The sequence below is a fragment of the Micromonospora sp. NPDC049523 genome (assembly GCF_040676775.1).
Lineage (GTDB): Bacteria > Actinomycetota > Actinomycetes > Mycobacteriales > Micromonosporaceae > Micromonospora_G.
Genome location: NZ_JBFAPP010000032.1, coordinates 32381 through 56612 on the forward strand (window position 1 = coordinate 32381; position 24232 = coordinate 56612).

20 protein-coding genes and 1 pseudogene are annotated in these 24232 nt (G+C 70.3%); 9 read left to right on the forward strand and 12 right to left on the reverse strand.

Translation table 11 applies throughout. From position 1 onward, the window contains the following. Positions 1 to 34: 34 nt before the first annotated feature. The gene (locus tag AB0J90_RS32675) at positions 35 to 967 is read right to left on the reverse strand and encodes an oxidoreductase (protein ID WP_363602598.1); all 933 of its coding nucleotides are present in this window, start codon (positions 965 to 967) and stop codon (positions 35 to 37) included. Between the two features lie 99 nt (positions 968 to 1066). On the opposite strand from AB0J90_RS32675, the gene AB0J90_RS32680 reads away from it, so the two are divergent. Beyond that, a complete protein-coding gene (locus AB0J90_RS32680) occupies positions 1067 to 1633 on the forward strand; it encodes a TetR family transcriptional regulator (protein ID WP_363602600.1) in 567 nt (188 codons plus the stop codon). Positions 1634 to 1792: 159 nt separating this feature from the next. Further along, entirely contained in the window at positions 1793 to 2953 is a 1161-nt protein-coding gene (locus AB0J90_RS32685) for a low temperature requirement protein A (protein WP_363602602.1), read from the forward strand. 72 nt (positions 2954 to 3025) lie between these two features. Here AB0J90_RS32685 and AB0J90_RS32690 read toward each other — a convergent pair whose 3' ends face one another. The 3 genes from AB0J90_RS32690 to AB0J90_RS32700 form a co-directional block, all read right to left on the reverse strand. Beyond that, the gene (locus AB0J90_RS32690; protein WP_363602604.1) at positions 3026 to 4246 is read right to left on the reverse strand and encodes an FUSC family protein; all 1221 of its coding nucleotides are present in this window, start codon (positions 4244 to 4246) and stop codon (positions 3026 to 3028) included. A gap of 78 nt (positions 4247 to 4324) precedes the next feature. Further along, entirely contained in the window at positions 4325 to 5740 is a 1416-nt protein-coding gene (locus tag AB0J90_RS32695; protein ID WP_363602606.1) for a glycosyl hydrolase family 18 protein, read from the reverse strand. Positions 5741 to 5903: 163 nt separating this feature from the next. Further along, the gene (locus AB0J90_RS32700) at positions 5904 to 6962 is read right to left on the reverse strand and encodes a hypothetical protein (RefSeq protein ID WP_363602608.1); all 1059 of its coding nucleotides are present in this window, start codon (positions 6960 to 6962) and stop codon (positions 5904 to 5906) included. Between the two features lie 266 nt (positions 6963 to 7228). On the opposite strand from AB0J90_RS32700, the gene AB0J90_RS32705 reads away from it, so the two are divergent. The 4 genes from AB0J90_RS32705 to AB0J90_RS32720 all read left to right on the forward strand — a co-directional run bounded on the left by AB0J90_RS32705 (position 7229) and on the right by AB0J90_RS32720 (position 12586). After that, entirely contained in the window at positions 7229 to 8143 is a 915-nt protein-coding gene (locus tag AB0J90_RS32705; protein WP_363602610.1) for an EamA family transporter, read from the forward strand. A gap of 130 nt (positions 8144 to 8273) precedes the next feature. Then, on the forward strand, positions 8274 to 9251 hold the full coding sequence (locus AB0J90_RS32710) for an NAD(+)/NADH kinase (RefSeq protein WP_363602612.1): 978 nt from the start codon (positions 8274 to 8276) through the stop codon (positions 9249 to 9251). A 69-nt stretch (positions 9252 to 9320) separates the two neighbouring features. Continuing rightward, positions 9321 to 11699 carry an ATP-binding protein gene (locus AB0J90_RS32715; RefSeq protein ID WP_363602614.1) on the forward strand — a complete coding sequence of 793 codons (2379 nt, stop codon included), beginning with the start codon at positions 9321 to 9323 and terminating at the stop codon, positions 11697 to 11699. A 98-nt stretch (positions 11700 to 11797) separates the two neighbouring features. Then, positions 11798 to 12586, forward strand: coding sequence for an alpha/beta hydrolase (locus AB0J90_RS32720; protein WP_363602616.1), 789 nt, complete (start codon positions 11798 to 11800; stop codon positions 12584 to 12586). On the opposite strand, the gene AB0J90_RS32725 is transcribed toward AB0J90_RS32720, so the two are convergent. Together AB0J90_RS32725 and AB0J90_RS32730 are read right to left on the reverse strand one after the other, a co-directional pair. Beyond that, entirely contained in the window at positions 12573 to 13226 is a 654-nt protein-coding gene (locus AB0J90_RS32725; RefSeq protein WP_363602618.1) for a response regulator transcription factor, read from the reverse strand. The genes AB0J90_RS32720 and AB0J90_RS32725 overlap by 14 nt on opposite strands. Beyond that, the gene (locus AB0J90_RS32730; protein ID WP_363602620.1) at positions 13223 to 14458 is read right to left on the reverse strand and encodes a sensor histidine kinase; all 1236 of its coding nucleotides are present in this window, start codon (positions 14456 to 14458) and stop codon (positions 13223 to 13225) included. The genes AB0J90_RS32725 and AB0J90_RS32730 overlap by 4 nt, the downstream gene beginning before the upstream one ends. Positions 14459 to 14681: 223 nt before the next feature. Here AB0J90_RS32730 and AB0J90_RS32735 point away from each other — a divergent pair, with 223 nt between their 5' ends. After that, entirely contained in the window at positions 14682 to 15620 is a 939-nt protein-coding gene (locus AB0J90_RS32735; protein ID WP_363602622.1) for an ABC transporter ATP-binding protein, read from the forward strand. Continuing rightward, the gene (locus tag AB0J90_RS32740) at positions 15617 to 16489 is read left to right on the forward strand and encodes an ABC transporter permease (RefSeq protein WP_363602624.1); all 873 of its coding nucleotides are present in this window, start codon (positions 15617 to 15619) and stop codon (positions 16487 to 16489) included. The genes AB0J90_RS32735 and AB0J90_RS32740 overlap by 4 nt, the downstream gene beginning before the upstream one ends. Positions 16490 to 16539: 50 nt before the next feature. On the opposite strand, the gene AB0J90_RS32745 is transcribed toward AB0J90_RS32740, so the two are convergent. From AB0J90_RS32745 to AB0J90_RS32770, 6 genes are all read right to left on the reverse strand, one after another. Further along, positions 16540 to 17196, reverse strand: coding sequence for an amino acid ABC transporter permease (locus AB0J90_RS32745; RefSeq protein WP_363602626.1), 657 nt, complete (start codon positions 17194 to 17196; stop codon positions 16540 to 16542). Next, positions 17196 to 17876, reverse strand: coding sequence for an amino acid ABC transporter permease (locus tag AB0J90_RS32750; protein WP_363602628.1), 681 nt, complete (start codon positions 17874 to 17876; stop codon positions 17196 to 17198). Before AB0J90_RS32750 ends, AB0J90_RS32745 begins: the two co-directional genes overlap by 1 nt. A 4-nt stretch (positions 17877 to 17880) precedes the next feature. Beyond that, positions 17881 to 18786, reverse strand: coding sequence for a transporter substrate-binding domain-containing protein (locus AB0J90_RS32755; RefSeq protein ID WP_363602630.1), 906 nt, complete (start codon positions 18784 to 18786; stop codon positions 17881 to 17883). Between the two features lie 29 nt (positions 18787 to 18815). Then, positions 18816 to 19541 carry an amino acid ABC transporter ATP-binding protein gene (locus AB0J90_RS32760; protein WP_363602648.1) on the reverse strand — a complete coding sequence of 242 codons (726 nt, stop codon included), beginning with the start codon at positions 19539 to 19541 and terminating at the stop codon, positions 18816 to 18818. A gap of 103 nt (positions 19542 to 19644) precedes the next feature. After that, complete coding sequence (locus AB0J90_RS32765) at positions 19645 to 22311, reverse strand: M14 metallopeptidase family protein (protein WP_363602632.1); 2667 nt, start codon at positions 22309 to 22311, stop codon at positions 19645 to 19647. Between the two features lie 463 nt (positions 22312 to 22774). Next, positions 22775 to 23920 (reverse strand): aminotransferase class I/II-fold pyridoxal phosphate-dependent enzyme, encoded by a 1146-nt coding sequence (locus AB0J90_RS32770; protein WP_363602634.1) that lies wholly within the window; start codon positions 23918 to 23920, stop codon positions 22775 to 22777. A gap of 130 nt (positions 23921 to 24050) precedes the next feature. On the opposite strand from AB0J90_RS32770, the pseudogene AB0J90_RS32775 reads away from it, so the two are divergent. Continuing rightward, a pseudogene (locus tag AB0J90_RS32775) lies at positions 24051 to 24232 on the forward strand (SigE family RNA polymerase sigma factor); the annotation flags it as partial.

Genomic DNA, 24232 nt, shown 5'->3' on the forward strand with positions numbered 1-24232 from the left:
CCCGTCCCGGCCAGGCAGAGGACCCCGGCGTACGTCACCGAGCGCTACCGGTCAGAGGGAAGGAGACGCCGGTGAGGCGTTCGCTGGCGTCCCACAGTCGGCTGCCCTCGGCCGGGTCGTCGGCACCGCGGGGCAGCGCTACCGGCTTCGGCGTGCCGGCGGTCTGGTTGCGGGAGGCCGGGCCGATGAACTCTCCGGAGTGGACGTCGGGGCTGGTCGCGGCGTAGAGGCTGGGCCACGCCGCGCCCTCCGGCGAGCCCATCAGGAACTTCTCCATGACGCCGGTGAGGGCCCGGACGAGTGCACCCCGGGTGTGCTGCTGCAGGTTCGTCATGGCCGCGCCGGGGTGGATCACGACCGGGGTGATGGTCGTACCGGCGAGACGGCGGGCGAGTTCCCGGGTGAAGACGACGTTGGCGCGCTTGGACTTCGCGTAGGCGGCCATCGGACGGTAGCGTTCCTCGCTCATCAGGTCGGTCAGCGTCCCGCTGGGCCATTTCGCGGCGATCGCGCTGACCGTCACGATGCGAGCCGCGGGGGAGCGCAGCAGGGCGGGCAGCACCTGGGCGGTGAGCGCGAAGTGCCCGAGGTGGTTGGTGCCGACGGTCAGCTCGAATCCGTCCCTGGTGGTCCGGCGCTCCGGGATGTTCATGATCCCGGCGTTGTTGACCAGCAGGTCGAGGGTCTCGGTGGCGGCGACCCGAGCGGCCGCGTCCCTGACCGAGGACAGGTCGCCGAGGTCCAGGACCACGCTGTCCAGGTCCGCCTGCGGCAGTTCGGCGCGGAGCGTACGCACCGCCTCGTCGAGCCGCGGCCGGCTCCGCCCGGCGAGGATGACCCGGGCCCCGTGCCGGGCGAGCACCCGTGCCGTCTCCAGCCCGATTCCGCTGTTCGCGCCGGTGACGAGGGCGGTACGCCCGGTCTGGTCGGCGATCGCCTCGGGTGTCCAGTGAGTGTGGTCCGGCATGCCGATCCCCCTTCGTAGTGAACATTCATTCAGTAAGTTCGACGGTAGCCGCGGTCGGCTCGGCTTGTCAAATGAATGTTCAGTAGGCAAGCTGGGGACATGAGTACCCGTGACCCGGAGACCAAACGCCAGCGCCTGCTGGAGGCGGCCCTGTCGGAGTTCGCCGCGTACGGCCTGGCCGGGGCGCGGGTCGACCGCCTCGCCAAGCGGGCGGGGATCAGTGCCGGCCTCGTCTACTCGTTCTACGAGAACAAGGAGGGCCTGTTCGAGGCGGTTTTCGACGCGATCGTCGAGCAGGTGGTCGCGGGCGTCCCGATTGACGCCGACGACCTGGGCGAGTACGCCGCGCGGCTCTACGACGGCGGGCTGGCCTATCCCGAGGTGATGCGGTTCGTGGCCTGGTACGAGCTGGAACGGGGTGACTCGGCCGGCCGGCGGGCGTCGACCTCGGCCGCGATGAAGCAGAAGCTGGACGCGGTGGCGGACGCCCAGCGCCGGGGCGTGCTCACCGACCGGTTCACCGCCGGGCAGCTCCTGGCGCTGGTGCTGAACCTCGCCAACATGTGGCAGATGCAGGCCGCAGACTTCCTGGATCTCGTACCCGAGCAGGACCGGCGTACGACGATCGTGGACGCCGTGCGGCGTCTGGTCGCTCCCGCCCGCTGACCGCCCCGACGGGGTTGGCAGAGCCGTTCGTCACCGGAATCCGGGATCGGTGCCGTCGCCCTGTGGTACGACTGGCTGCGACGACGGATCGGTACGGGGCCGGTTGTCGCCCGAGCCGGCAGCCCGGAGGCGGGCGGGAGGCGTGGGAACGGGCGGCGCATGACAACGGGTAGAGGCTCCACGCTGATCCGCGACCCCAGCCAGCCGCAGCGGGCCACGTACGTCGAGCTCTTCTACGACCTGGTCTTCGTCTTCACCCTCGCCCGGCTCGCCGAGGCGTTGATCGAGGACCTGCACCCGCTCGGCGCGTACGAGGCACTGATTCTCCTGCTCGCGACCTGGTGGGTGTGGTCGTACACCAACCTGGCCACGGAGACGCTGGACTCGCAGCGGCCCGCCGTCCAACTGCTGGTCATCGCGATCATGTTCGGCAGCCTGGTGATGTCGACCGCGATACCCGACGCGTTCGACGGTCGCGGACCGCTCTTCGCCTCCGCGTACGTCGGAATCCACCTCGGCCGCAGTGTGGTGCTCGCTTTCATCCTGCGCCACCACCGGCTGCGCAACCGGCCGCTGCGCGGCATCTTCTGGTTCGGGGTGTCCGGCGCGTTCTGGTTCGCCGGCGCCTTCGTCCCGGGCGGGCTGCGGGTGCTGCTCTGGACGGTGGCACTCGCCATGGACTATCTCGGCCCGGTGCTGCGCTGGCCCACCCCGAAGCTGGGCCGTTCGCCGGCCTGGGAGTGGAACATGGCCGGGGAACACCTCGCCGAGCGGTATCGCCAGTTCATGATCATCGCCCTCGGCGAGACCATCGTGATCACCGCTCGCACCTTCCGGAGCAGCGACTACGGTTCCCAGCGCGTCTTCGCCTTCGTGACCGCGTTCGCCACCACGGTCCTGTTCTGGTGGATCTACTTCTACCGGACGAGGGAGAAGCTCGGCAGCGCCATCACCGGCTCGGCCGACCCGGGCCGGGAGACCAAGTGGGCCGGGTACGCACACCTGGTCATGGTGGCTGGCGTCGTGCTCACCACGGTCGGCGACGAATTGATCATCAGGCACCCGTACGGCCCGATGGAGGAGAGCTGGGTGGCGGTCATCATCGGTGGCCCGGTGCTGTTCCTCGTCGGTCGCACCATGTTGGGGCACGAGGTCTTCGTGCACGTGGCCCACCCCTGGCTGGTCGGGCTCGTGGTCCTGGTCCTCATGGCACCGGCGATGATCTTCCTGGCCCCGGTCGCCGTTGCCGGCACCGTGGTGGCGGTGCTGTTCGGGATCGTGCTCACCGACGCGCTCAGTATCCGGGAGCGGCGCAGCTGACGGCGACGCCGACTGGCGGGCAGCACGCTTTCGGGATCGGGGCGGCCGTGACAGCAGCCGACCGGTTTTCGCTCAGCCCTGGCCAGGGGCCGATTCGACCGTCAGGGGTTCCTGACCGTTCGACGCGTCGCGTACCAGGTTCCGCGCGTCGCTGCGGCTGATGCTGGTGGCCCGGAGCAGGTCGACGACGGCACTGCGGATCTGCCCGACCACCACGGTGCCCGACAGTTCGACCCCCTCCGCCCTGGCCCGGCCCGCATCGCTGACCGCCCGCAGGGCCGCCCGGCGGGCCTCCCGCGGCTCCCAGCCCCGGGTGAACTCGTAGTGCAGCAGCCGGATTGCCTCACTGAGGTTCTGCACCGCCGGTGGCAGGCTGGCCGGAACCGGCTCGTTGTCCTCGATCAGCACCACGGCTCGCCGGATCAGTCCGCGGCTGTTCCACACGGCGCGGTCCATCTGCTCGACCCCGATTTGGAACTGCATCAGGGCACGACGTCGATGCCATCGCGCGGGTGCCAGGTTGACCACCTCCTTCGCACCCGCCAGGGCGTCGCGCAGCCGCTCCAGGTCGGTCCCGATCTCGCGCAGCCGGTCCAAGGCTGCCTCGGCGCGACCGGCGTCCCGTTCCGCCAGCGCCTGGGCGGTGCGGGACAACTGCTCGGCGAGCTCGTCCAGCGCTGGATTGGCGGCCCGTTCGACGATACGTAGGGGACTGATCGGCAGGAGCACCACCACGACGATCAGCCCGACTGCGCCACCGATGACCGCGTCGAGGAACCGTGGCCCCTCCAGGTCTGGTGACGACGGGGTCAGGGCGGCGATGAACACGGCCGTACCGCCGGCCTGGCTGACCAGCGTCCCGTGTCCGCTGATCAGGATCGCGGTGATGATCGCGAGGGTCACCGTGAGCCCGATCTGCCACGGCCCGGTGCCGATCGCGGCGATCAGGCCGTCGCCGATGGCGATGCCCACCGCCACCCCGATGATCAGCTCGACGGATCGCCCCAGTCGCTGGCCGATGGAGGAGGCGATGGTGCCGACCGCCGCAGCCGGGGCGAAGATCGGCGCCGGGTCACCCACCAACTCGTGGGCCACCAACCACGACAGGGCTGCCGCGACGCCGGCCTGGACGGCAAGGATCAGCTTGGTCTGGAGCTGACGGTACCGGTCCCGTCCGGTCGACTCGCCCCGCCGCCGTACCTCGTCGAGCGCCCGATCGAGCCGCTCACCCTCGGCGTCGAGGGGCAGCTTCAGCTTCCGCCCGAAGCTCCGCCTCCACCAGTTGGCGACCACCGGCCTGCCTACCCCGCTGCGGCGCGACGAACCGTCGACCAGCCGATACCACGCGTTCGCGCGGGGTGGTGGGCGTCGTCAGCGGCCCTGTAGGGCCTTGACGTTGTCGCCGAACGTCCAGTTCTTCGCACCGTCCCAGTTGATGGACCAGGTCATCAGCCCCTTGAGGTTGCCCTGGTAGGCGTTCCAGGCCTGCGCGACCAACGTGGGGGACATGTGGCCGCCGCCAGCGCCCGGCTGGGCGGGCAGTCCGGGCACCTGCTTGTCGTAGGGCACCCTGATGGTGGTGCCCTGGATGACAAGGCCGGTGTTCAGGCAGTTGGTCTGCGCGGTGAACCCCTGGACCGTGCCCGCGGCGTAGGAGTCGCCGGAGCAGCCGTACATGCTGCCGTTGTAGTACTGCATGTTCAGCCACCACAGCCGGCCGTTGTCGGCGTACTTCTTCACGATCGGCAGGTACGCGCCCCAGATCGACCCGTACGTGACGCTGCCCCCGGTGACGTACGCCGTCTCGGGCGCCATCGTGAGACCGAAGTTGGACGGCATCTGGGCGAGCACCCCGTCGATGATGCGGATCAGGTTCGCCTGCGAGGTGGAGAGCTGGTTGATGTTGCCGCTGCCGGTGAGACCGGTCTCGATGTCGATGTCGATCCCGTCGAAGTTGAACCTCTTCAGGATCGGCACCACGGTGGCGACGAACCGGTCCGCGACGGCGGTCGAGCTGAGGTCGATACCGGCGGTGGCGCCACCGATCGACAACAGGATCGTCAGGCCCGCGGCCTTGGCCTGGCACATCTCGGCCGGGGTCGCGACCTTGACGGTGGCGTCCATGCCGTCTTCCCAGAGGACCGTGCCGTCGGAGCGGATCACCGGGAACGCCGCGTTGATCACGTTGTAGCCGTGCGACCTGATCCGGGAGTCGGTGATCGGGATCCAGCCGAGCGGCGGGTGCACCCCGTTCGAGGCACCGTCCCAGTTCTCCCAGTAGCCGTGCAGCACCTTGCCGGCCGGCCTCGACTTGACCGCACAGGTCCCCGGTCCCGAGGTGGCGGTGGGCGTGACCGAGGGCGTCGGCGTGGGCGTACGGGTCGGTGTGGGTGTCGGGGTGCGGGTGGGCGTCGGGGTCGTGGTGCGGGTCGGCGTCGGTGAGGGCGTCGCCGTACGGGTGGGCGTCGGTGAGGGGGACGGCGTGCCACCGTCACAGGCGCCGAGATCGCGCCACAACGAGGCCGCGGCGACGGGATTCCACCCCGCGCCCGCCGGTGGTGTGTGGGTCACCAGGGACTCGTACAGGCGGCCGTTGTAGGTGACCCGGCTACCCGCCGGGTAGGTGACGCCCTCGGCCCATGCCGGCGCGGAGCACACCACGAGCAGCACGTTCGCGGGGCTGCCGTCCACCACTGCGGCGAGGCCGTTCGGCGCCGGGGCGAACCCGGTCACGATGGCCACCGCTGCGCCCGCCACCAGGGCGGTTACCTCACGTCGGAGTCTCATGGCACCCCACCTCGTCGATGGGCAGGAAGCCTATCAGTTAAGTTTCTTCAATGTAACTGTCTCGATGTCATGGCGGGTGGTGCGTACCCGTTGCCGTAGCGGTCGGGCGCCGGGCTGTCGGTGGACAGCGCGCCCGACCGCTACGGATCGGATCGAGGTCGGGTCAGTCGACGACGGTCGGCGCCGTCTTCGCCGCGGCGGCCAGGGCCGCCGCCTCGCTCGCGTACGGGTTGTAGGTGTACGCACGGGACAGGCTGCCCGGAACCGTGAAGTACTCGACGGACAGCTTCGCCGGGTCGGTGGCGATCTGGCCCCTGCCCGGCAGGTCGTCGCCGTCGTCCCAGCCCCACGGCGCATTCGCCGAGTTGGTCGAGCAGCCGAAGGTGCCCGAGCCGCAGTTGTCGGAGGTGTCGCCGGCGAAGGTGCCGAGGTTCGCGAACAGGCTGGCGTTCGCCCGCTGTGCCCACAGTCCACCGGCGCCGAACATGTCGACGAGTTGGTAGCGCACGTCCCGGTCGTTGCCGTCGCTCGGCGTCTCCGCGACCGTGGAGGGGTAGTAGACGATCCCGTCGCCGTTGATGTTGTACTGCGGATACGCCTTGAGGCCGTGGCCCTGGGCCTCCTGCGCGGTGACCGGGTGCTGGAACGAGTCGTGCGGCGAGGACTGGAGCTGCAGCGTGCCGTCGACGTTCTCCCGCCCGCCGGACCAGGTGCTACCGACCGGTGTGTACGAGTAGAAGCTGCTGTGTGCCACGGTCACCGCCGACCGCAGCACCCCGTACGTGGAGCCGTCGCGCTCGATGGAGAACAGCACACCCTCGCCGTCGTTCTCGTGCTCGGTCTCGAAGAACGGGTGGTCGGTCCAGTCGCGCGGGTGGAAGAAGAGGTACGTGATGTACCAGTGCGTGGAGGTCTCGACCACGGAGTAGTAACCGTGCGCGGCGAACGAGACGCCGGCCTGGCCGGCACGGTCCCAGTTGTTGCGCCCGTTGAGGTCGCCGTCGAAGTCGACCTTCGTGATGTAGTCGGACCGTCCGCCGAGCGCGTGGCTCCCGGTGGCGTCGACGTCCTGGTAGTGGATCGGCGCCCAGCGCAGCGCCAGCTCCGCCCGGCTGACCGCCGCGCTCGCCGGGGCGGGTGCCGCGAGCCCGATGGTCGCGAGCGTCGCCGCCAGGGTGACCGCCGCCAGGGATCTCCCGGCGATCCTGCTTCTGTTGAGCATGTGTGCTCCCACGTCCGGTATGGATAGACCGATGGGAATCTATGTGATCCATAGCGGCCGGGGCGTGTCCGGTGGGCGAATGCTGAGTTGATGACGGTCGACGGTTGTCGTAGGGCTCGATGCCCACCGCGGATGGCGGGCATCGAGTAGCGCTGCGGCGACCGGCGAGCACCCCTGCGGCGGTCGGAAGTTCCAGTTCGCGCTGGCGGGGCGTCGTACGACTGGCGCATTTCCAGTTTTTGATCGTGGCGCCGACACTGGCTGGCATGACCATGAGGACAGCCGGCGCTGCGGCAGAGCGGGCCGGTGCACCGGCCGGGGACGCCGGTCGCGGTTCGGTGCTCGGCGGGCTCGCCATCATGACCGCCAGCGCCGCCAGCAACCAGGTCGGCGCCGCCGTCGGCGCGCACGCCTTCGCCACGATCGGGCCGGTCGGCGTGGTGGCGGTGCGCCAGCTGGTCGCCGCCGCGGTCCTCCTGCCGGTGGCGAGGCCGAACGTACGCCGCTTCACCTGGGGGCAGTGGTGGCCGACACTGCTGCTCGGGCTGGTCTTCGCCACCATGAACCTGAGCCTGTACACCGCCATCGACCGGATCGGCCTCGGCCTGGCCGTGACGCTGGAGGTGCTCGGCCCGCTCGGGGTCGCGCTGGCCGGCTCCCGTACCCGTCGGGACATCTTCTGCGTCGCCGCCGCCGGACTCGGTGTCTACATCCTGGTGCTGCCCGGCCCGAGCAGCGACTACCTCGGCGTCGGCCTCGGTCTGCTCGCCGCCGCCTGCTGGGCCGCCTACATCCTGCTCAACCGGCTGCTCGGGAGCCGGCTGCCGGGCCTGCAGGCACCGGCGACCGCCACCGGGGTCTCGGCGCTGCTCTACCTACCGGTCGCGGTGTTCCTCGTCGCCCAGGGACGACTGCACGGCACCGCCCTGCTCTACGCCGTCGTCGCGGGTGTGCTCAGCTCGGTGGTGCCCTACGCCGCCGACCTGATCGCACTGCGACGGGTACCGGCCCGCTTCTTCGGCGTTGTCATGAGCGTCCACCCGGTGCTGGCTGCCCTCGCCGGCCTGCTCATCCTCCGGCAGGGGCTGGACCCGCACGAATGGGCCGGCATCATGCTCGTCGTCGCCGCCAACGTGCTCGCCGTCGCCACCGCTCGAACCCGGTCGCGGGCCACCGGCTGACCCCGACTGCGACCTCTCGCCGCCGTGGGACCGGCGGGTGCGGCGCCGGCCGGGAGGGTCGTGCGCGCCGGGCCCACCGGACCGGCGATCAGCCCGCGCAACCACCCGGGCCGTGGCTAGGCTGGCCGAAGTGAGCAGCGAGGTGGCAACGGCGGACGACAGCGAGGTCCCTGTCCTGGGCCTGGTGGTCCATCCCACCAGGGCGGTGGGCGAGTCGGTGTCCACGATCCTGAGCTGGGCCCGTACCCATGCGGTCCGGGTCGTCGCCCGGGACCGGGACCGGGACCGGGTCACCGGGAAGATCGACACGCTGCCCGATCCGGAGTTCGTCGCCCAACTCAAAGGGCTGGTCGCCCTCGGTGGCGACGGGACCATGCTCGGGGCGATGCGGCTGGTCGCCGAACGGCCCGTACCGGTGCTCGGCGTCAACCACGGCAACCTCGGCTTCCTCGTCGAGGTCACCCCGGACACCCTGGAGACCGCGCTGGCGCGACTCGTCGACGGCGACTTCACCATCGAGTGCCACGGCTGCCTGCTCGTCGCGTGCGGCAGTGGCCGGCCGTTTCGGACCGACACCGGGTTCAACGACATCGTGCTGGCCAGACGCAGCCGGACCGGCACGATCTCGCTCGATCTCACCGTCAACGACCAGCAGTACGGCTATTACCGGTGCGACGCGCTCGTACTGGCGACGCCCAGCGGTTCCACCGCGTACAACTACGCCGCCGGTGGACCCATCGTGTCGCCCTCGGCGTCGGCGATCGTGATCACGCCGGTGGCGGCGATGGCGGGCATCGGTCGGGCCATCGTGCTGGGCGCCGGAGACCGGGTGTCGCTGCACATCGACCCCGACAGCGCGCCGGTCTACCTCGACGTGGACGGCACCCCGTCGGCCGAACTCGAGCCGGGTGACGTGCTCACCGCCCAACTGCGCGAGGACGCCGGCCAGGTCGTACGCCTGTCGGCCGGTACGCATGCCCGGCGGAGCCGGATCAAACTCAGCCTGCTCGACCTCCCGTTGCGCCGCGACCAACTGCTCGAACTCATCCCCGAGAATCTCCGCCTGCACGGCGAGGCCATCCAGGATCCGGAACTGGGGGACGGGTGATACGTCACCCCGGCGCGGATGGGGTCATAGCCGACACATCGACGTGATCAGCGGCCGTACGCTGAGCGGGTGGCCCTGATCGGACGCCGCCGTGAGCTCGCCGCGGTGGCACAGTTGCTCGACCGGGCCGTAGCGGGAACAGGCGGGCACCTCGTCGTCACCGGGCCCGCCGGGGCGGGCAAGACCGCACTGGTCGACGCCGCCGCAGCCCTGGCCCGTACCCGTGGTCTGCCGGTGTTCCGGGTGACCGGCACCGGCCTCGATGCCGGCCTGCTGATCTGGGACCAACTCCTCCGCGATCTCGAAGTGGGCGAACTGCCGCCCAAAGCCGGGCCCGACGACCTCGATCGGATCGCCCGCGCGACAGCCCACGGCGGACCGCGCCTGCTGCTGGTCGACGGCGTCGGCCGCGCCGGTACGCCGGCCGTGGAGTTCCTGGCCCTGCTCGCGTCCCGGCTCGGCTCGGGTGCGACCGCACTGCTCGCGACGGCACGGGAGCCTGTCGGCCTGACTGCGGAGCTACGCCTGCCCGGCCTGACCGAAGCGGAACTCGCCGACCTGACCGACGCCCTGCCCGCCGGGCAGCTCACCGGCGGGACGCTGCACGCCGTGTGGCTCGCCTCGGCGGGCCGGCCCGGACCAGCCATCGTCCTCGCCGGTGAACTGGCCGGTCTCGACGGCACCGCCGATGCCGTCATCCACCTGGCGCTCACGACGCCGTCACGGGCGGAGTTCCTCGATCTCGACGCGGGTCTGATCCGCCTGCTGGAGGTCGCCGCCGCGCGGCCGTTGCCAGCGCCGGAGCGGGCCCGGGTGCTGACCCGGCTGGCCCGCGAGCTGCTGGGCGACCCGTCGGCCGGGACTCGCCGGCGTGAGCTGGTCGACGAGGCGGTGAGCCTGGCCCGGAGCACCGGCGACCCCGGCGTCATAGCCGAGGTTCTCGACGGCCGGCTGCACGCACTGTGGGACCCGGCCGCCGCCCGGGAACGGCTGGCCACCGCGACGGAGATCGTGGAGCAGGCGCGCCTGGCCGGTGATGCCACGGTCGAGCGACGCGGACTGTTCTGGCGGTTCACCGCCTGGACAGAGCTGGGCGACCTGGTGGCCGCCGAAGCGGCGCTGACGGCCTACGCCCGGGCCGCAGAGCTGGCCGGCGACGCGGAGGCGGCGGTGGTGGTGCTGGCCCGCCAGGCGATGCTGGCGACGATCCGCGGCCGGTTCGACGAGGCCGCGACACTTACCGGTGACGTGGCCGAACAGGGCCGGCGGGCCGGGCTCGTGGACACCGACCGCCTGGTCGCCTCGCTGTACGGCCATCTCGCCCTGCTACGCGGGGAGGCCGAACCGCAGGTGGACACCCTGCATGCCCTCGCCCGCCGTTTGCCCGGTCACTTCTTCGAGGCGACCGCGGCTCGGACACTGGCCGAATGCGGTCGCGACACCGAGGCGCTGCTCGAACTGGAACGGGTGCTGCCGGCCGTGCTCGCCGGATCCGGGCCACGCTGGGTGGGAGCCCTCGCCGACCTGGCGATCGTGGCCGCACGCGGCGGTGAACCCTCGTCCGCGCAGGCCCTGTACGACGCCCTGCTCCCGTACGCGGGGCGACTGGTGGTCTGGGGCGGCGCCAACACCATCACCGGACCGGTGGACGACTACCTGGGCCGGCTCGCCACCCGGCTCGGCCACCCGGATCAGGCGGTACCGCACCTGGACAGCGCGGTGGAGCTGGAGCAACGGAGCGGCGCCCTGCCGTGGCTCGCGTACACGCTCGTCGCGCGGGCCGGCGCGCTGACCGTACGCGGGGCCGACGGGGACCGGGACCGGGCCGGGGAGGACCTCGGGCGGGCCCGCTCGCTGGCACAGCGGCTCGGTATGGGAGGGCTGCTCGGCACCCTGACCCCGCCAGCCGACGAGTGGCGGCTGTGCCGTGACGGCGACGGCTGGCAGCTCGACGCCGGGACCGAGACGGTCCGGCTGCGCGACGGTCGCGGGATCGGATACCTGCGGGCGCTGCTGGCCACGCCCGGTCAGGAGATCGCCGCGCTGGATCTTGTCGCCGGAGGTGCTGGCCTGCGGGTGCCCGAGGGCGCCCCGATCCTCGACGAGGTCGCCCGCGCGGCGTACCGGCGCCGGTTGGGGGTACTGGACCAGCAGCTCGACGCCGCCGACCGGGCGGGAGACGTGGACCGGGCGGCGGCCGCCCAGACCGAACGTACGGCCCTGCTGGCGGAGCTGCGGGGGGCCAGTGGGCTCGGCGGGCGGCCGAGGACACAGACGGGCGAGAGCGAACGGGCGAGGGTCAACGCGACCCGGGCGTTGTGGGCGGCCGTCGAACGGGTCGAGTCGGTCGCGCCGCTGGCCGGGGCGCACCTGCGGGCATCGCTGCACACCGGCCGGGTGCTCCGGTACCAGCCGGCGCCGGGCGGCCCGACCCGCTGGCGGTTGTGACCCACCAGCGCCGGCCAACGGGTGTGACTCGCGCCACGTACGGGTTGTACGTACCGGAGTTACGCCTTGTCGGTGAAGGCAGAGCGACGGGAGACGACATGCACGACGCACCTCCGCGGGACTTCGGTAATCTTGCCGCCGACAGCTACGGCGCCGACGACGACCGGCCACCACTGGTCCTGCTGCACGGCATGAGCTACGACCGGCGCCAATGGGGACCGGCCCTGCGTGAACTGGCGATCGTCGACCCGGGGCGGCGGGTGATCGCGTTCGACCTGCCCGGCCACGGCGACTCGCCCCGGCGGAACTCCTACCACTCCGACGAGGTCGCCGAGGTCATCCACCGGGCCGTGACCGAAGCCGGACTCGACGCGCCGGTGCTGGTGGGACACTCCCTCGGCGGCGTGCTGGCGACGATCTACGCGGCCACGTACCCGGCGCGCGGGGTGGTCAACGTGGACCAGCCGCTGCTGGTCGGCAACTTCGGGAAGGCACTGCGCCGGGCCGAACCGGTGCTGCGCAGCGCGGCCTACGGCGAGGTCTGGGACTCGATGCTCGCCCGGATGCACCTCGAACTGCTGCCACCGCACGCGCGGGAACTGGTCCGGACGGCGACGACTCCCCGGCAGGACCTCCTCCTCGGGTACTGGAACGAGATCCTGGTGACGCCCGCGGACGAACTCGGCGAGCGCCGGCTGCGGGACCTGGACACCATCCGGTCGAGCGGCATCCCGTACCGCTACGTGAGCGGCGACGAGCCGGATCCGGCGTACCGGCGGTGGTTGGAGTCGACGCTGCCCGATGTCGTCGTCGACGTCCTGCCGGGCAGCGGCCACTTCCCGCACCTGGCGCATCCGAACCGATTCGCCCGGATCATGGCAGGGTAAGGCCGGACTGGACGGCGAAGACAACCAACTGGGCGCGGTCGCGGGCGTGCAACTTCACCATCGCACGGCCCACATGGGTACGTATCGTCGCCGGGCTGACCACCAGCTCGGCGGCGATCTCGTCGTTGGAGCGGCCGGTCGCCACCCAGGCCACGATCTCCCGTTCCCGGTCGGTGAGCCGTTGCAGCTCGGGTGGGGGAGTGCCGGAGGGTGTGCCGGCGCTGAACCGTTGGATGACCCGACGGGTCACCGAGGGTGAGAGCAGTGAGGCGCCGTCGGCGACCACCCGTACCGCGCGGAGCAACTCGTCCGGCGGGGAGTCCTTGAGGACGAAACCACTGGCACCGTCGCGCAACGCACCGAAGACGTACTCGTCCAGTTCGAACGTGGTGAGCATGACGATCCGTACCCCGGTCAGCGCCGGATCCGAGGTGATTTCGCGCAGTGCGGCCAGCCCGTCCATCAGCGGCATCCGGATGTCCATCAGCACCACGTCGGGGCGGGTCCGGCGGACGAGTGCCACCCCGGCCCGACCGTCGGCGGCCTCGCCCACCACCTCGGTGTCGTCCTCGCTGTCGAGCAGCGTGCGGAGCCCCATCCGGACCAGGGCCTGGTCGTCGACGACCGCGACACGAATCATGACGCCGATCCTGGCACGTCGGAAGTGCCGCGCCGACCCGTCAGTGGCAGCCTCGCCCGGACCACGAATCCCCGCTCGGGCGCCGGACCGGCTTCGAGTTCGCCGCCGAGGGCTTCCGCCCGGGCCCGCATGCCGGCTATCCCGCTGCCGGAACGTCCACCGGCACGCTCCGCGAAGGAGACGCCGCCAGCCGGACCGTCGTCGCCGACCTCCAGGGCAAGGTCGTCGCCCACCCGCGTGACCCGTACCCGGGCCACCGTCGCGCCGGCATGACGCAGGACGTTGGTCAGCGACTCCTGCAGGATGCGGTACGCGACGATGTCGACCTCCGGTGGCAGGTCACCGGCCCGGAGATCGGCCGTTATCCCGAGTCCACCCGCGCGGATCCGATCCAGCAGCACCTCCGCGTCGGCCAGACCGGGCGCCGGCCGCCGGGGGGCGTCGTCGTCCTCCGGGGTACGCAACACGTCGAGCTGAATACGCATCTCGCGCAACGACTCCCGACTCGTGGCCTGGATCGCCTCCAACGACTCCCGCACCTTGTCCGGGTTGCGCGCCAGCACGTGCAGCGCGACCCCGGCCTGCATCGCGATCACCGCGAGGCCGTGTCCCACCGAGTCGTGCAGTTCCTGGGCCATCCGCAGCCGTTCCTCCGAGACCGCGTGCCGGGCCTGCGCCGTACGCACCCTGACCTCGGACTCCCGTCGGATTCGGACCGCCGTACCGATGGCGGTCGGCACGGCGACCGCGGCGAAGGAGAGCGCCAGCCACTCCAGCAGCGGCACGCCGCCCGCCGCCGGCCCGTCCGCCACGAACCGGACCGCCCCGGCCACCTGCACCGCCAGGCCCAGGCCGATGTTGCCGACCAGTGCCCGGCGCAGCGACCAGGCGAGCGCCACCCCGCCGGCCGCCACGGGTACGGCGATCAGGATCGGCCCGACCGGGTACCCGATCGCCAGGTAGGTCACCACCGTCGCCGCGCAGCCGGCGAACGTGACCCCCGGATGCCGGCGCAGTACGCACGCACTGAGCGCCGCGCACACGACCAGGGCGTACGCGAAAAGGTCCGGTTCCCGGCTCCAGCCGGACTCGCCCTCGCCGGCACCGGGCGTACCGACCAGGCCGGGAATCAGGATCAGCAGCACCGGCCAGGAGTCGTCCCAGTGGTGTCGGAGGGTTTCGAGGTGTCGACGGGTTTCGAGGTGTCGACGGGTCCGGTCGGGGGAACGCATCCTCGCCCACCCCCTGTCCGGCAGTCGGTTGGCCGGATCCCGGCTCGGCCACCGCATCCGTTCCGGTAGCACGGGCGTGATACGGCGTGTGGTGCCGAGGATAGGCGCCGGTGTCGTCACCACGCATCGACGCGCCCGCGTACCTCCCGTACGTCGATCTGCGTACGCGGAAGCTGTTTCCCGGCTGATGTGGCGCGGCCCCGCCGGCTGCGACGCTGCCGGTGTGAACGAGACAGTCGTGACCACCAGTGGACTGACCAAACGGTACGGCGGACACACCGCCGTCGACCGCGTCGACCTCACCGTCCGAAGGGGAGAGGTGTACGGCTTCCTGGGCGCCAACGGTGCGGGCAAGACCACCACGCTGCGGATGCTCCTCGGACTGGTACGCCCGACCGCTGGCACCGCTCGCGTGCTGGGTCACCGACCCGGCGACCCGGCGGCGATGGCCCGGACCGGGGCGCTGATCGAGGGTCCGGGGTTCTACCCGTACCTCTGCGGGCGGGACAACCTGCGGGTGATGGCCCGCTACCGGGGACTCGGGGATGTCGAGGTCGACGCGGTCCTCGACCGGGTCGCCTTGAGCGGACCCGGCCGGGAGGCGTTCCGTTCCTACTCGCTGGGCATGAAGCAGCGCCTGGGCGTGGCGGCCGCGCTGCTGGGCGACCCGGACCTGCTCGTGCTCGACGAGCCGACCAACGGGCTGGATCCCTCGGGCATGGCGGACATGCGGGAGCTGCTGGCGGAACTGGCTCGGCAGGGCAAGACCGTGCTGCTCTCCAGTCACCTGCTCGGCGAGGTGCAGGAGGTCTGTGACCGGGTCGGAGTGATCTCCGCAGGTCGGTTGATCACGGAGAGCACGGTCGCCGAGCTACGGGGCGTCGGTTCGCTGTACGTCCGGGCCGACCCGATCGAGCGTGCCCTGGCGGTCGTGGTGCGGATCGTCGGCGAGCACGCGGTCGAACGTTCCGGCGACGGCATCCGGCTCGCCGTGGACGCCGCCCTGGCCCCCGACATCGCGCGGGCACTGGTCGAGGCGGGTGTCCTGCTCCATGAACTTCGTGTCTGCGAACGTTCGCTGGAGGAGGTCTTCTTCCAGCTCACCACCGCGGCGGATGCATCCGTACCCGACCAGACGCAGCAGAGATTGGCGAAATCGTGAACTCTTCCCGTGGACCGGCGTCGGTACTGTCCAGCACTCGCGCGGAACTGCTCCGGCTGGGCCGGTGGCCGGTGCTGTGGGTGATGTTGGGGGCGGGACTGCTGCTCGACATCCTGTTCGGCTACGTCTTCGACTACGTCGGCTACCGCACCGGCGGCGGCTCGGAGGTGAGCGAAGGACTGCCGCCGGAACTGCTGCTCGACCGTCTGCTGCCGGCCGGCGTACCGGAGATCACCCTGGCGGGAACGCCCATGTTCGGTGGCGCGATCCTGCTGATCCTGGGTGCGCTGGTGATCGGCGGCGGCTACGGCTGGGGGACGTGGAAGACCGTCCTGACCCAGGGACCGACGCGGGCGGCGGCCTACGGCGGTACGCTGACCGCCCTGGCCGCGGTGGTCCTCGCCCTCGTGACCGCGACGATCCTGGTCAACTTCGGCATCGCCGCACTCGTCTGCGTCGTCGAGTCCCGCTCGCCGGGCTGGCCACCGGTCTCCGAGGTGCTGCGGGCGTACGGTGGTGCGGCGCTGATCTACGCCATGTGGACCGCCGCGGGCGTGCTGGTCGGGACGCTGGCCCGCAGCCCGGCGCTTGCCGTGGGTCTGGGCCTGGTCTGGGCGCTCGTGGTGGAGAACCTGCTGCGCGCGGTGGCGAACGCGCTCGACGCACTGGCGGCGGTGACCGACCTGCTGCCCGGGACGGCGGCCGGTTCCCTCGCCGGCGCGCTCGGCGCGACCACCTTCGGCGACGAGGGCACGCCCGGAGTGCTCGACATCCTCGCCGGTGGACCGGCCGTACTGCTGCTCGTGGCGTACACGGCCGTCTTCGCCCTGACCGCCGGCCTACTGATCAGCCGGCGGGACGTCTTCTGATCCGCCGCCGGCCGTGCTTCACGACGGGCCGGCGGCGGGACCAGGTTCGGCTACCGGAGCCTGCGTTCGAGCCACCGCGACAGCATGGTGAGCGGCAGGCAGATGACGAAGAAGACGCCGAGTACGGCACCGAGGATGGGCACCGCGTGGGTGTCGCCGCCGACGAGGGTGAGCCGTTCGATCGAGCGTTGGGAGGCCTCGAGGATGTCGAGCAGCCCGATCACCGCGGCCAGCGAGGTCTGCTGGGTGAGGTTGACGACCAGACCGACGAGCGGCGGCAGGGCTCGCCGGGTGGCCTGCGGCAGGATGACGTACCGCATCCGGCTCGGCCAGGGAAAACCCAGTGCGGCACCGGCCTCGGCCTGCCCACGCGGTACCGACTGCACCGCACCGCGTACGACCTCCGCCACGTTGGCGCTGCCCCACAGGCTCAGCCCGATCGCCGCCGCGGTGAAGGTGTCGACGGTCAGACCGATGACCGGCAGTACGAAGAAGATGAAGAACAGGATGATGATGATCGGCAGCCCGCGCCAGATCTCGACGTACGCCCGGACGACGGCCCGTACCAGCCGGCTCGGCAGGGTCAACAGCGTGCCGAGCACCACGCCCACCGCGATGCTCGCCAGCACGCTGGTCAAGGCGAGCATCGCGGTGGTACGCAGCCCGGTGGCCAGGTAGCTCGCGACCGGTCCGACCCAAAGCGGCATCAGTTTCCTCCTGGGATCGCGAACCGGCGCTCGACGGCCCGGGTACCGATCGACATGAGCCACACCAGTCCCAGGTAGATGACCCCGATGGCGAGGAACATCTCGAACACCCGGAAGGAGACGGCGACGATGTTCACCGCCGTCTCGGTCAGTTCCGGGTAGCTGATCGCGATCATGAACGACGAGTTCTTGAACACCGAGATCTGCGTGTTGGTGACCGACGGCAGCGCGATCCGCCAGCCGAGCGGGAATCCGACCTGGCCGAAGGCGGCCAGCCGGGAGAAGCCGAGCGCCCGGCAGGCCTCGACGTAACCGGCCTCGACCGCCTCGAAACCGGCCCGGAAGTTCTCCACGTTGTACGCCGCGCCCCACAGCAGCAGGGACAACCAACCGACCGTGAAGGCGTCGAGCCGCAGCCCGACCTCCGGCAGGGCGAAGTAGAGGAAGAAGATCTGCACCAGCAACGGCGTGTTGCGGAACACCTCCACGTACACCCGGACGAGTTGCCGCGCGACCGGCACCCGGAAGGCCGAGACCGCGCCGAGCAGGGCGCCGACGACGAGCGCCCCGGCCATGCCGATGGCGCTGATCTCGACCGTACGGACCAGACCGCCGGCCAGTTCGCCGAGGTGGTCGACGAGAAAGCCCGGGTCGAATCGGTAACCATCGGCGTTTGTCATGTCGTCAGCAGACCAGCGTGGGTCCGGTGGGGTAGCTCAGGTCGTTCCCCGGCCGCGGCACGAACTTGGCGAACTGCTGCTGGAGGTTCGGGTCGGTCACCGTCTTCTGGAACTCGGTCCAGAAGAACTCCTCGGCCTGCATCTTCTTCAGCGCGGCGTTCACCCAGTCCAGCATCGCGGTGTCGCCCTTGCGTACGCCCATTCCCCACGGGCTGCCCGCCTTGCTGTCACCGACCACCTTGAGGTCGGGGTTCTTCGAGGCGAGGTCGAGCAGCAGGGTGTCGTCCTGGGCCAGGGCGTCCCCGCGGTCCTGCTTGAGCGCGGTGAGCGCCTCGCTGGTCTGGCCGAAGAGCACCTGCTTGACGTCCTTCATGCACTGGGTCAGCCAGAGGCTGGCGGTGGCGCCGTTGGTGCTGATCACCGACTTGCCGGCGACGTCGGCGAACGAGGTGATCGTCGAGTCCTTCGGCACCAGCAGTTTCACCCCGCTGGAAAAGTACGGCGTGGTGAAGTCGATGGTCTTGGCGCGTTCCTCGGTGTAGTTCATCGTCGCGATGATCAGGTCGATGCGGTTGGTGGTAAGGAACGAGACGCGGTTCGCCCCGGTGACGCAGGTCAGTTCGACGTCGTTGCCGTCGCCGAAGGCGTACGACGCCAGCTTGCGGGCGACGTCGATCTCGAAGCCCGCGTTCTTGGCCGCCTCGTCGATGTAACCGAACGGCGGGTAGTCGCACTTGACGCCGATCGCGAGCTTGCCCCTGTCCTTGACGTTGCCCGGCAGCGGAGCGCCCACGTCGACCGGGGCGCCGGCCGGACCGTTGTCCGTCCCACCGTCACCGCCGCTGTCGGAGCAACCGGCGGTCAGCGCCAGCGCCACGGCGAGCACCATCAGGCCAATTCGCGATCTCATCCGAATTCCTCTCGTCCACCTACGGTGGGTCATCTCAATACCTTGCGGAGAAATTGCTGGGTACGGTCGTGTTGCGGGTGGTCCAGCACCTCGGCCGGCCGTCCCTGCTCGGCGATCACGCCGCCGTCCACGAACACCAGCCGGTCGCCGAGTTCGCGGGCGAAGCCCATTTCATGCGTGACGCACAGCATCGTCATGCCGGACCGGGCGAGGTCGCGCATCACGTCGAGGACCTCGCTGACCAGTTCCGGGTCCAGCGCGGAGGTCACCTCGTCGAAGAGCATCACGTGCGGGTCCATCATCAGCGCGCGGGCGATGGCGACCCGTTGCTGCTGGCCGCCGGAGAGCTGCCTCGGGTACGCCTGCGCCTTGTCCGACAGCCCCACCCGGTGCAGGAGCGTACGGGCGCGCTCCTCGGCCTCGGCCCGTGGCGTGCGCAGCAGTTTCCTGGGCGCAAGGGTGAGGTTGTCGAGCGCGTTCAGGTGCGGGAAGAGGTTGAACTGTTGGAAGACCATGCCGATGCGGCGACGTACCCGGTTGAGGTCGACACCGGGTGCGGTCAGGTCCTCGCCCTCGAGGAAGACCTGGCCGGCGGTGACCGGTTCGAGCAGGTTGACGCAGCGCAGCAGGGTGCTCTTGCCGCCGCCCGAGGGGCCGACGATGGCCACCACCTCACCGCGGGCCACGGTGAGGTCGACTCCCTTGAGGACCTCGAGGTCGCCGAACGACTTGCGTACGCCGCGCAGCTCGACCATGACAGCGGCCACCAAAGCCTCCTCTACAGATTGGTCTAGCGGGTTTTTGTGGGGCAGGGCGGGGCCGCTGTCGACGGCCCCGCCCCACCCGGTCGGAGTGGTGTTACCGACCCAGGCGTTCGAACTGGTCCGGGGTGAGCTTCTGTGCCGGTCCGTGGTACATCGCGTTGAAGATCATCTTCTCTTCGGCCCGGTTCCAGGTGCGGAACGCGATCTCGCTGGCGAAGGTCACCACGGAGCCGCTGCCCACGCTCCAGGACAGGCCGTTGACCGCGCCGTTGAGGTACTCACCGCCGATCAACCAACCGCTCTGCAACTGCTCCCCGCTGGCCGGGTACTTCGACACCACCTGTACCGGGTACTTGTTCGGGTCGGTGAGCTCGTACGCGCGGTCCCCGTCGAACCAGGTCGGGTTGCGCGGGTCCATGCCCCAGGCGACCGGGTTGTTGGCGTCGATCTCCTGGCTGAGCAGGGCGCCGGGGCAGTAGAAGACGGAGTCGTCGTTCGGCAGGATCGACCGCAGCGGCAGCTCGAACAACTGCTGGGCCGTGCTAGCCCCGCTGCCGAAGGCGACCAGGGTTCCGCCGCCGGTGACGAAGTCACGCAGCTTCGCCCAGCCGTCCTCGCCGACGCCGAAGGCCCAGCTCCACTCCTCCGGGTAGTTGTTCCGGTTCAACCCGTTGGTGATGGAACTCTTGCTCACGCCCTGCGGCATGACGATGGCGTCGAACTTGCCGGCCAGGTTCTTGTAGTCCTGCGCCTTCACCACCGAGTAGTTCACGCCGTACTGATCGAAGATCCACATCAGCCAACCGGACTGCAGGTTGTTCGCCGGCTTCAGCATGCCGATCCGGGTGCCGGGCTTGAGCTGCACACCCTCGATCCGGGGAACCGCCGAGATGGCGGAGATCGGGATGCCGGTGTTGCGGGACTGGTTCTGCAGGATCTGCCGGGCCGCGTCGGTCGGCGGCACCACGAACGTGCCCGGCGGGAAGGTACGTCCACCGTCGACGAACTGCGCCGCCGCGCGGAAGGTCGGGATGCCCTGCCGCTGCAACCGGGAGACGATCTGGAAGACACCGTACGACTCCGGGCCGATGACGTACGCGCCGGTGCTGGGCGGTGCCGCCGGCATGGTCACCGCCGGTGCCTTGACCTCGGTGAGCAGCTTGACGCTGGCCGAGAACGAGCCGGTGACGAGGTTCGCCTTGAAGCCGAGCAGCATCGGCAGGGTCTGCGCGGTCACGTCGTACGGCCGCTGCGGCGGCCCGCCGGGGTACTCCAGCAGGTGCGGGTACTCCTGCACCTCCAGCAGGGTCTTGGCGAACCCGCCGTAGGGCTGGTTCAGGTAGATGACATACGACCCGGCCGGGTACTGCTGGCCGCCGGCGGAGAACGCCGCCTGCGCCTGGTGGATCTCGACGGCGCCCTTGAACAGGATGTCCAGGGTGTCCCGGACCGCCTGCGGGTCGCGCTGACCGGCCGGGATGACGTACGCGCGGGGGCTGGTCCGGGTGACCGCCTTCACCCCGACCCGGTAGAAGTTGAACAGCCAGTTGTACCGGTCGTAGGCAACCGCCTCGATGCCGGAGTAGAAGGCCTGCGAGACGTAGTCGACGATCTGCCGCAGCGTCCAGGTGTTCTGGTCGTACGGCTCGATGAAGCTGATCGTCGACTCCTGGCTACCGATCGGGCCTGAGCTGACCTGCGGATACGCCAGGTTCGAGCAGCTCGCCGCCTCGGTCAGGATGCGTACGGAGTTGTGGTAGACGCAGTACTGCCGCGACGGCGTCCAGTAGTCGTACGTCATGCCCCAGCCGACGCCCTTCATACCGGCGGCGGTCATGCCCCGCTGCATCGCCAGCCCGAGCGCGTCGGTCTGCTGCACCGTGATCGCGTCGATGTTCGGGTCGTACGGCGACAGGTAGGGCGGCGTGAACATCCGGGGTGCACCCGACCCGGCCTGGTGCGAGTCCTGGAGTACCTGCGGGTGGTACTTGTTCTGGATCTGGGTGGCGAAGTTGCTCTCGATCTGGGTCAGCATGAACCAGTCGCGGTTGTCGTCGTGCCCGGTGTACTTCTGGTACAGGTCCGGGTAGGTGCGCGAGTAGTTGGTGCCCGAGGTCGCGACGAAGTAGTCGTTGACCTTGACGAGCCCGTCCGGGTTCTGGCACGGCACCAGCAGGATGACCAGGTCGTCGAGGATCCGGTTGATGTACTCGGACTGCTCGGAGGCCAGCCGGTAGGCCCACTCGATGGTGGCCTGTGAGTTGCCGACCTCGGTCGAGTGGATGCCGGCGTACACGAAGTAGAACGGCTTGCCGGTGCGGGCCAGTTCCTCCGCCTCGGTCGGCGACAGCCCGCGCGGATCGGCCAACCGGTTGTTGATCTCGATCAGCCTGTCCAGGTTGGCGAGGTTGTTCGGTGAGCTGATCGTGAGCAGCGCGTACGGGTTGCCCTCGGTGGTCTTGCCGACCTCCTCGTACGTCACCCGGTTGCTCTGCTCCGCGATGAGCTGGAAGTAGGGGACCATCTTGTCCCAGGTCGCCAGCTTGCCGTCGGATCCGATCCGGAAACCGAAGTACTGCTCCGGGGTGGGGATGGCGGCGGCCTTCGCGGCGGCCAGCGCGTCGTAGGGCTGGGCCGTGACCGGCTGGGCCGAGGCCGCGTCGGGGTGGATCACGGTCGCCGCGGCGGCTGCGGCACCGGCCGCGGCCGTGGACCGGAGCAACATGCGACGGGACAGGCCCGGGGTCTCACTGATCGTCATCTGGTTTCGCCTTCCGTGGCCGGTCTGCCGGCCGGCCGTCATCTGGCCCGGAGACGCGCGTCCCCGAGCCGCTAGCGGTAGGTCCTTCCTGGTGGACCCGAGGCGTGGTCTCCCTGGTGCGCTGGGAGGACCGGTTCGTGTCGCCCCGGATTCCGGATGCTCCCGTGCCCGCCGGACAGCGACAGGTGAGCACAGCCATCAGCCCCGATGCAGAAGGCCGCGGCCGGGGGAGCACGACCACGTTCCTGCGTGGACGGTCCGGCCTCCCTTGCCGTACGGATGATCGGTGTTCGGAGCTGGCGCTTCGGCCATGGGGCAGCAACGATCATCGCGACCTCCCCGGCCGTTTGTTGATCAGCTTCCTCCATTGAGTACCAGTCCAGGGGACTCGCTAGCAATAGAGATCAACAGATTTAACAGCTGGGCAAAGGTTGTAGTGATCTTGAGACCGGTGTCGGGCCGGTCAGCGTACGGCGGCGGCCATCCGGCGTACGGCCTCGGCGAGCAGGTCGGCGGAGGTGGCGAGGTTGAGCCGGACGTGACCCGCTCCGCCGGGGCCGAAATCGGGGCCGGGCACCAACGCGACCCGCCCGCGTTCCAGGAACACCCGGGCCGGATCGTCCGGCAGCTCCAGGGCCCGGCAGTCCAGCCAGGCCAGGTAGGTGCCCTCCGGCGGCCGGTAACGGACCTGCGGAAGCTGGTCGGCGAGCAGGTCACCGAGGAGTCGGCGGTTGTCGTCCAAACCCGTCAGCAGGCTGTCCAGCCACGGGCCGCCCGACCTTAACGCGGCACTGTGCCCGATCACCCCGAGATGGCTCGGCCCGTCGCCGACCTCCGGCGGCATCCGGTCCAGGTCCGCGACCGCGTCCGGCCCGGCCACCGCCACCGCGGCCTTCACCCCGGCCAGGTTCCACGCCTTCGACGCGGAGAGCAGCGAGAAGCCGCGGCCGGTGCCGGGCAGTGAGAGGTACGGCAGGAAGGTCGTGTCGGCGTACACCAGCGGGGCGTGGATCTCGTCCACCACGACCCGTATTCCGTGCCGTCCGGTCAGGTCCACGACCGCGGTCAGCTCTTCGCGGGTATGCACCGTCCCGGTGGGATTGTGTGGGCTGCACAGCAGGTAGGCGGCCCGCCGCCCGCCCGCCACGGCATCCTCGAACGCCCGGTCGAGGGCGTCGGGATCGAGCCGGTGCCGGTCGTCCAGCGGTGCCTCGACAACACGCCGGCCCATGCTGGTCAGGAACTGGTAGAACGGCGGGTAGACCGGCGGGTTGACCACTACGGCGTCGCCCTGCCCGGTGACCAGCCTGAGCACCTCGACGATGCCCATCATCACGTCCGGCACGAGCCGGGTCCGCGCCGGCTCCAGTGTCCAGCCCCACCGGTCGAGCGCGAATCCGGCGAGCGCGTCGGAGTAGGTGGTACCCGTCGGGTAGCCGGTGTCGCCGAGCTCGATCGCCTCGGTCAGGGCCCGGACGACCGGCTCCGCGAGCGGTACGTCCATCTCGGCGACCCAGAGCGGCAGTACGTCCGACGGGTACCGTCGCCACTTCTCGCTCGTCCTGCGACGGAGATCGTCCAGCGACAGTCTCTGTAAGGGGCTGGTCACGGGCACCGACGTTACCGCAGGCGCAGTCGACCGGCCCGTCGTCGTACTCGGCGCGCCCGAATGCAACCGGTGCCGTCGTCGGAACGTGTAACCGGCGTCCTCGGGCAGGGGCCCGGACGGGGAGGGACGAGTGACGGTGACGACAGAACCAGGCGTTGACGCTTCACCACCGGTCTTGGCGGCCGGTAACGCACGGCCGAGTGAGCCCGGGGGAGTTGAGTTCGATGCGTTCTACCACGCGCATTTCCGGTCGATGACCGTTCATCTGTGCGCGTACACGGGGGATCTGGGGCAGGCGCAGGATCTGGTGCA

Bases quoted from the DNA above. Each gene is read 5' to 3' on its own strand.
- AB0J90_RS32675 (WP_363602598.1), bottom strand. From the start codon at position 967: ATGCCGGACCACACTCACTGGACACCCGAGGCGATCGCCGACCAGACC.
- AB0J90_RS32680 (WP_363602600.1), top strand. From the start codon at position 1,067: ATGAGTACCCGTGACCCGGAGACCAAACGCCAGCGCCTGCTGGAGGCG.
- AB0J90_RS32685 (WP_363602602.1), top strand. From the start codon at position 1,793: ATGACAACGGGTAGAGGCTCCACGCTGATCCGCGACCCCAGCCAGCCG.
- AB0J90_RS32695 (WP_363602606.1), bottom strand. From the start codon at position 5,740: ATGAGACTCCGACGTGAGGTAACCGCCCTGGTGGCGGGCGCAGCGGTG.
- AB0J90_RS32700 (WP_363602608.1), bottom strand. From the start codon at position 6,962: ATGCTCAACAGAAGCAGGATCGCCGGGAGATCCCTGGCGGCGGTCACC.
- AB0J90_RS32705 (WP_363602610.1), top strand. From the start codon at position 7,229: ATGACCATGAGGACAGCCGGCGCTGCGGCAGAGCGGGCCGGTGCACCG.
- AB0J90_RS32720 (WP_363602616.1), top strand. From the start codon at position 11,798: ATGCACGACGCACCTCCGCGGGACTTCGGTAATCTTGCCGCCGACAGC.
- AB0J90_RS32725 (WP_363602618.1), bottom strand. From the start codon at position 13,226: ATGATTCGTGTCGCGGTCGTCGACGACCAGGCCCTGGTCCGGATGGGG.
- AB0J90_RS32730 (WP_363602620.1), bottom strand. From the start codon at position 14,458: ATGCGTTCCCCCGACCGGACCCGTCGACACCTCGAAACCCGTCGACAC.
- AB0J90_RS32745 (WP_363602626.1), bottom strand. From the start codon at position 17,196: ATGCCGCTTTGGGTCGGACCGGTCGCGAGCTACCTGGCCACCGGGCTG.
- AB0J90_RS32750 (WP_363602628.1), bottom strand. From the start codon at position 17,876: ATGACAAACGCCGATGGTTACCGATTCGACCCGGGCTTTCTCGTCGAC.
- AB0J90_RS32755 (WP_363602630.1), bottom strand. From the start codon at position 18,786: ATGAGATCGCGAATTGGCCTGATGGTGCTCGCCGTGGCGCTGGCGCTG.
- AB0J90_RS32760 (WP_363602648.1), bottom strand. From the start codon at position 19,541: ATGGTCGAGCTGCGCGGCGTACGCAAGTCGTTCGGCGACCTCGAGGTC.
- AB0J90_RS32765 (WP_363602632.1), bottom strand. From the start codon at position 22,311: ATGACGATCAGTGAGACCCCGGGCCTGTCCCGTCGCATGTTGCTCCGG.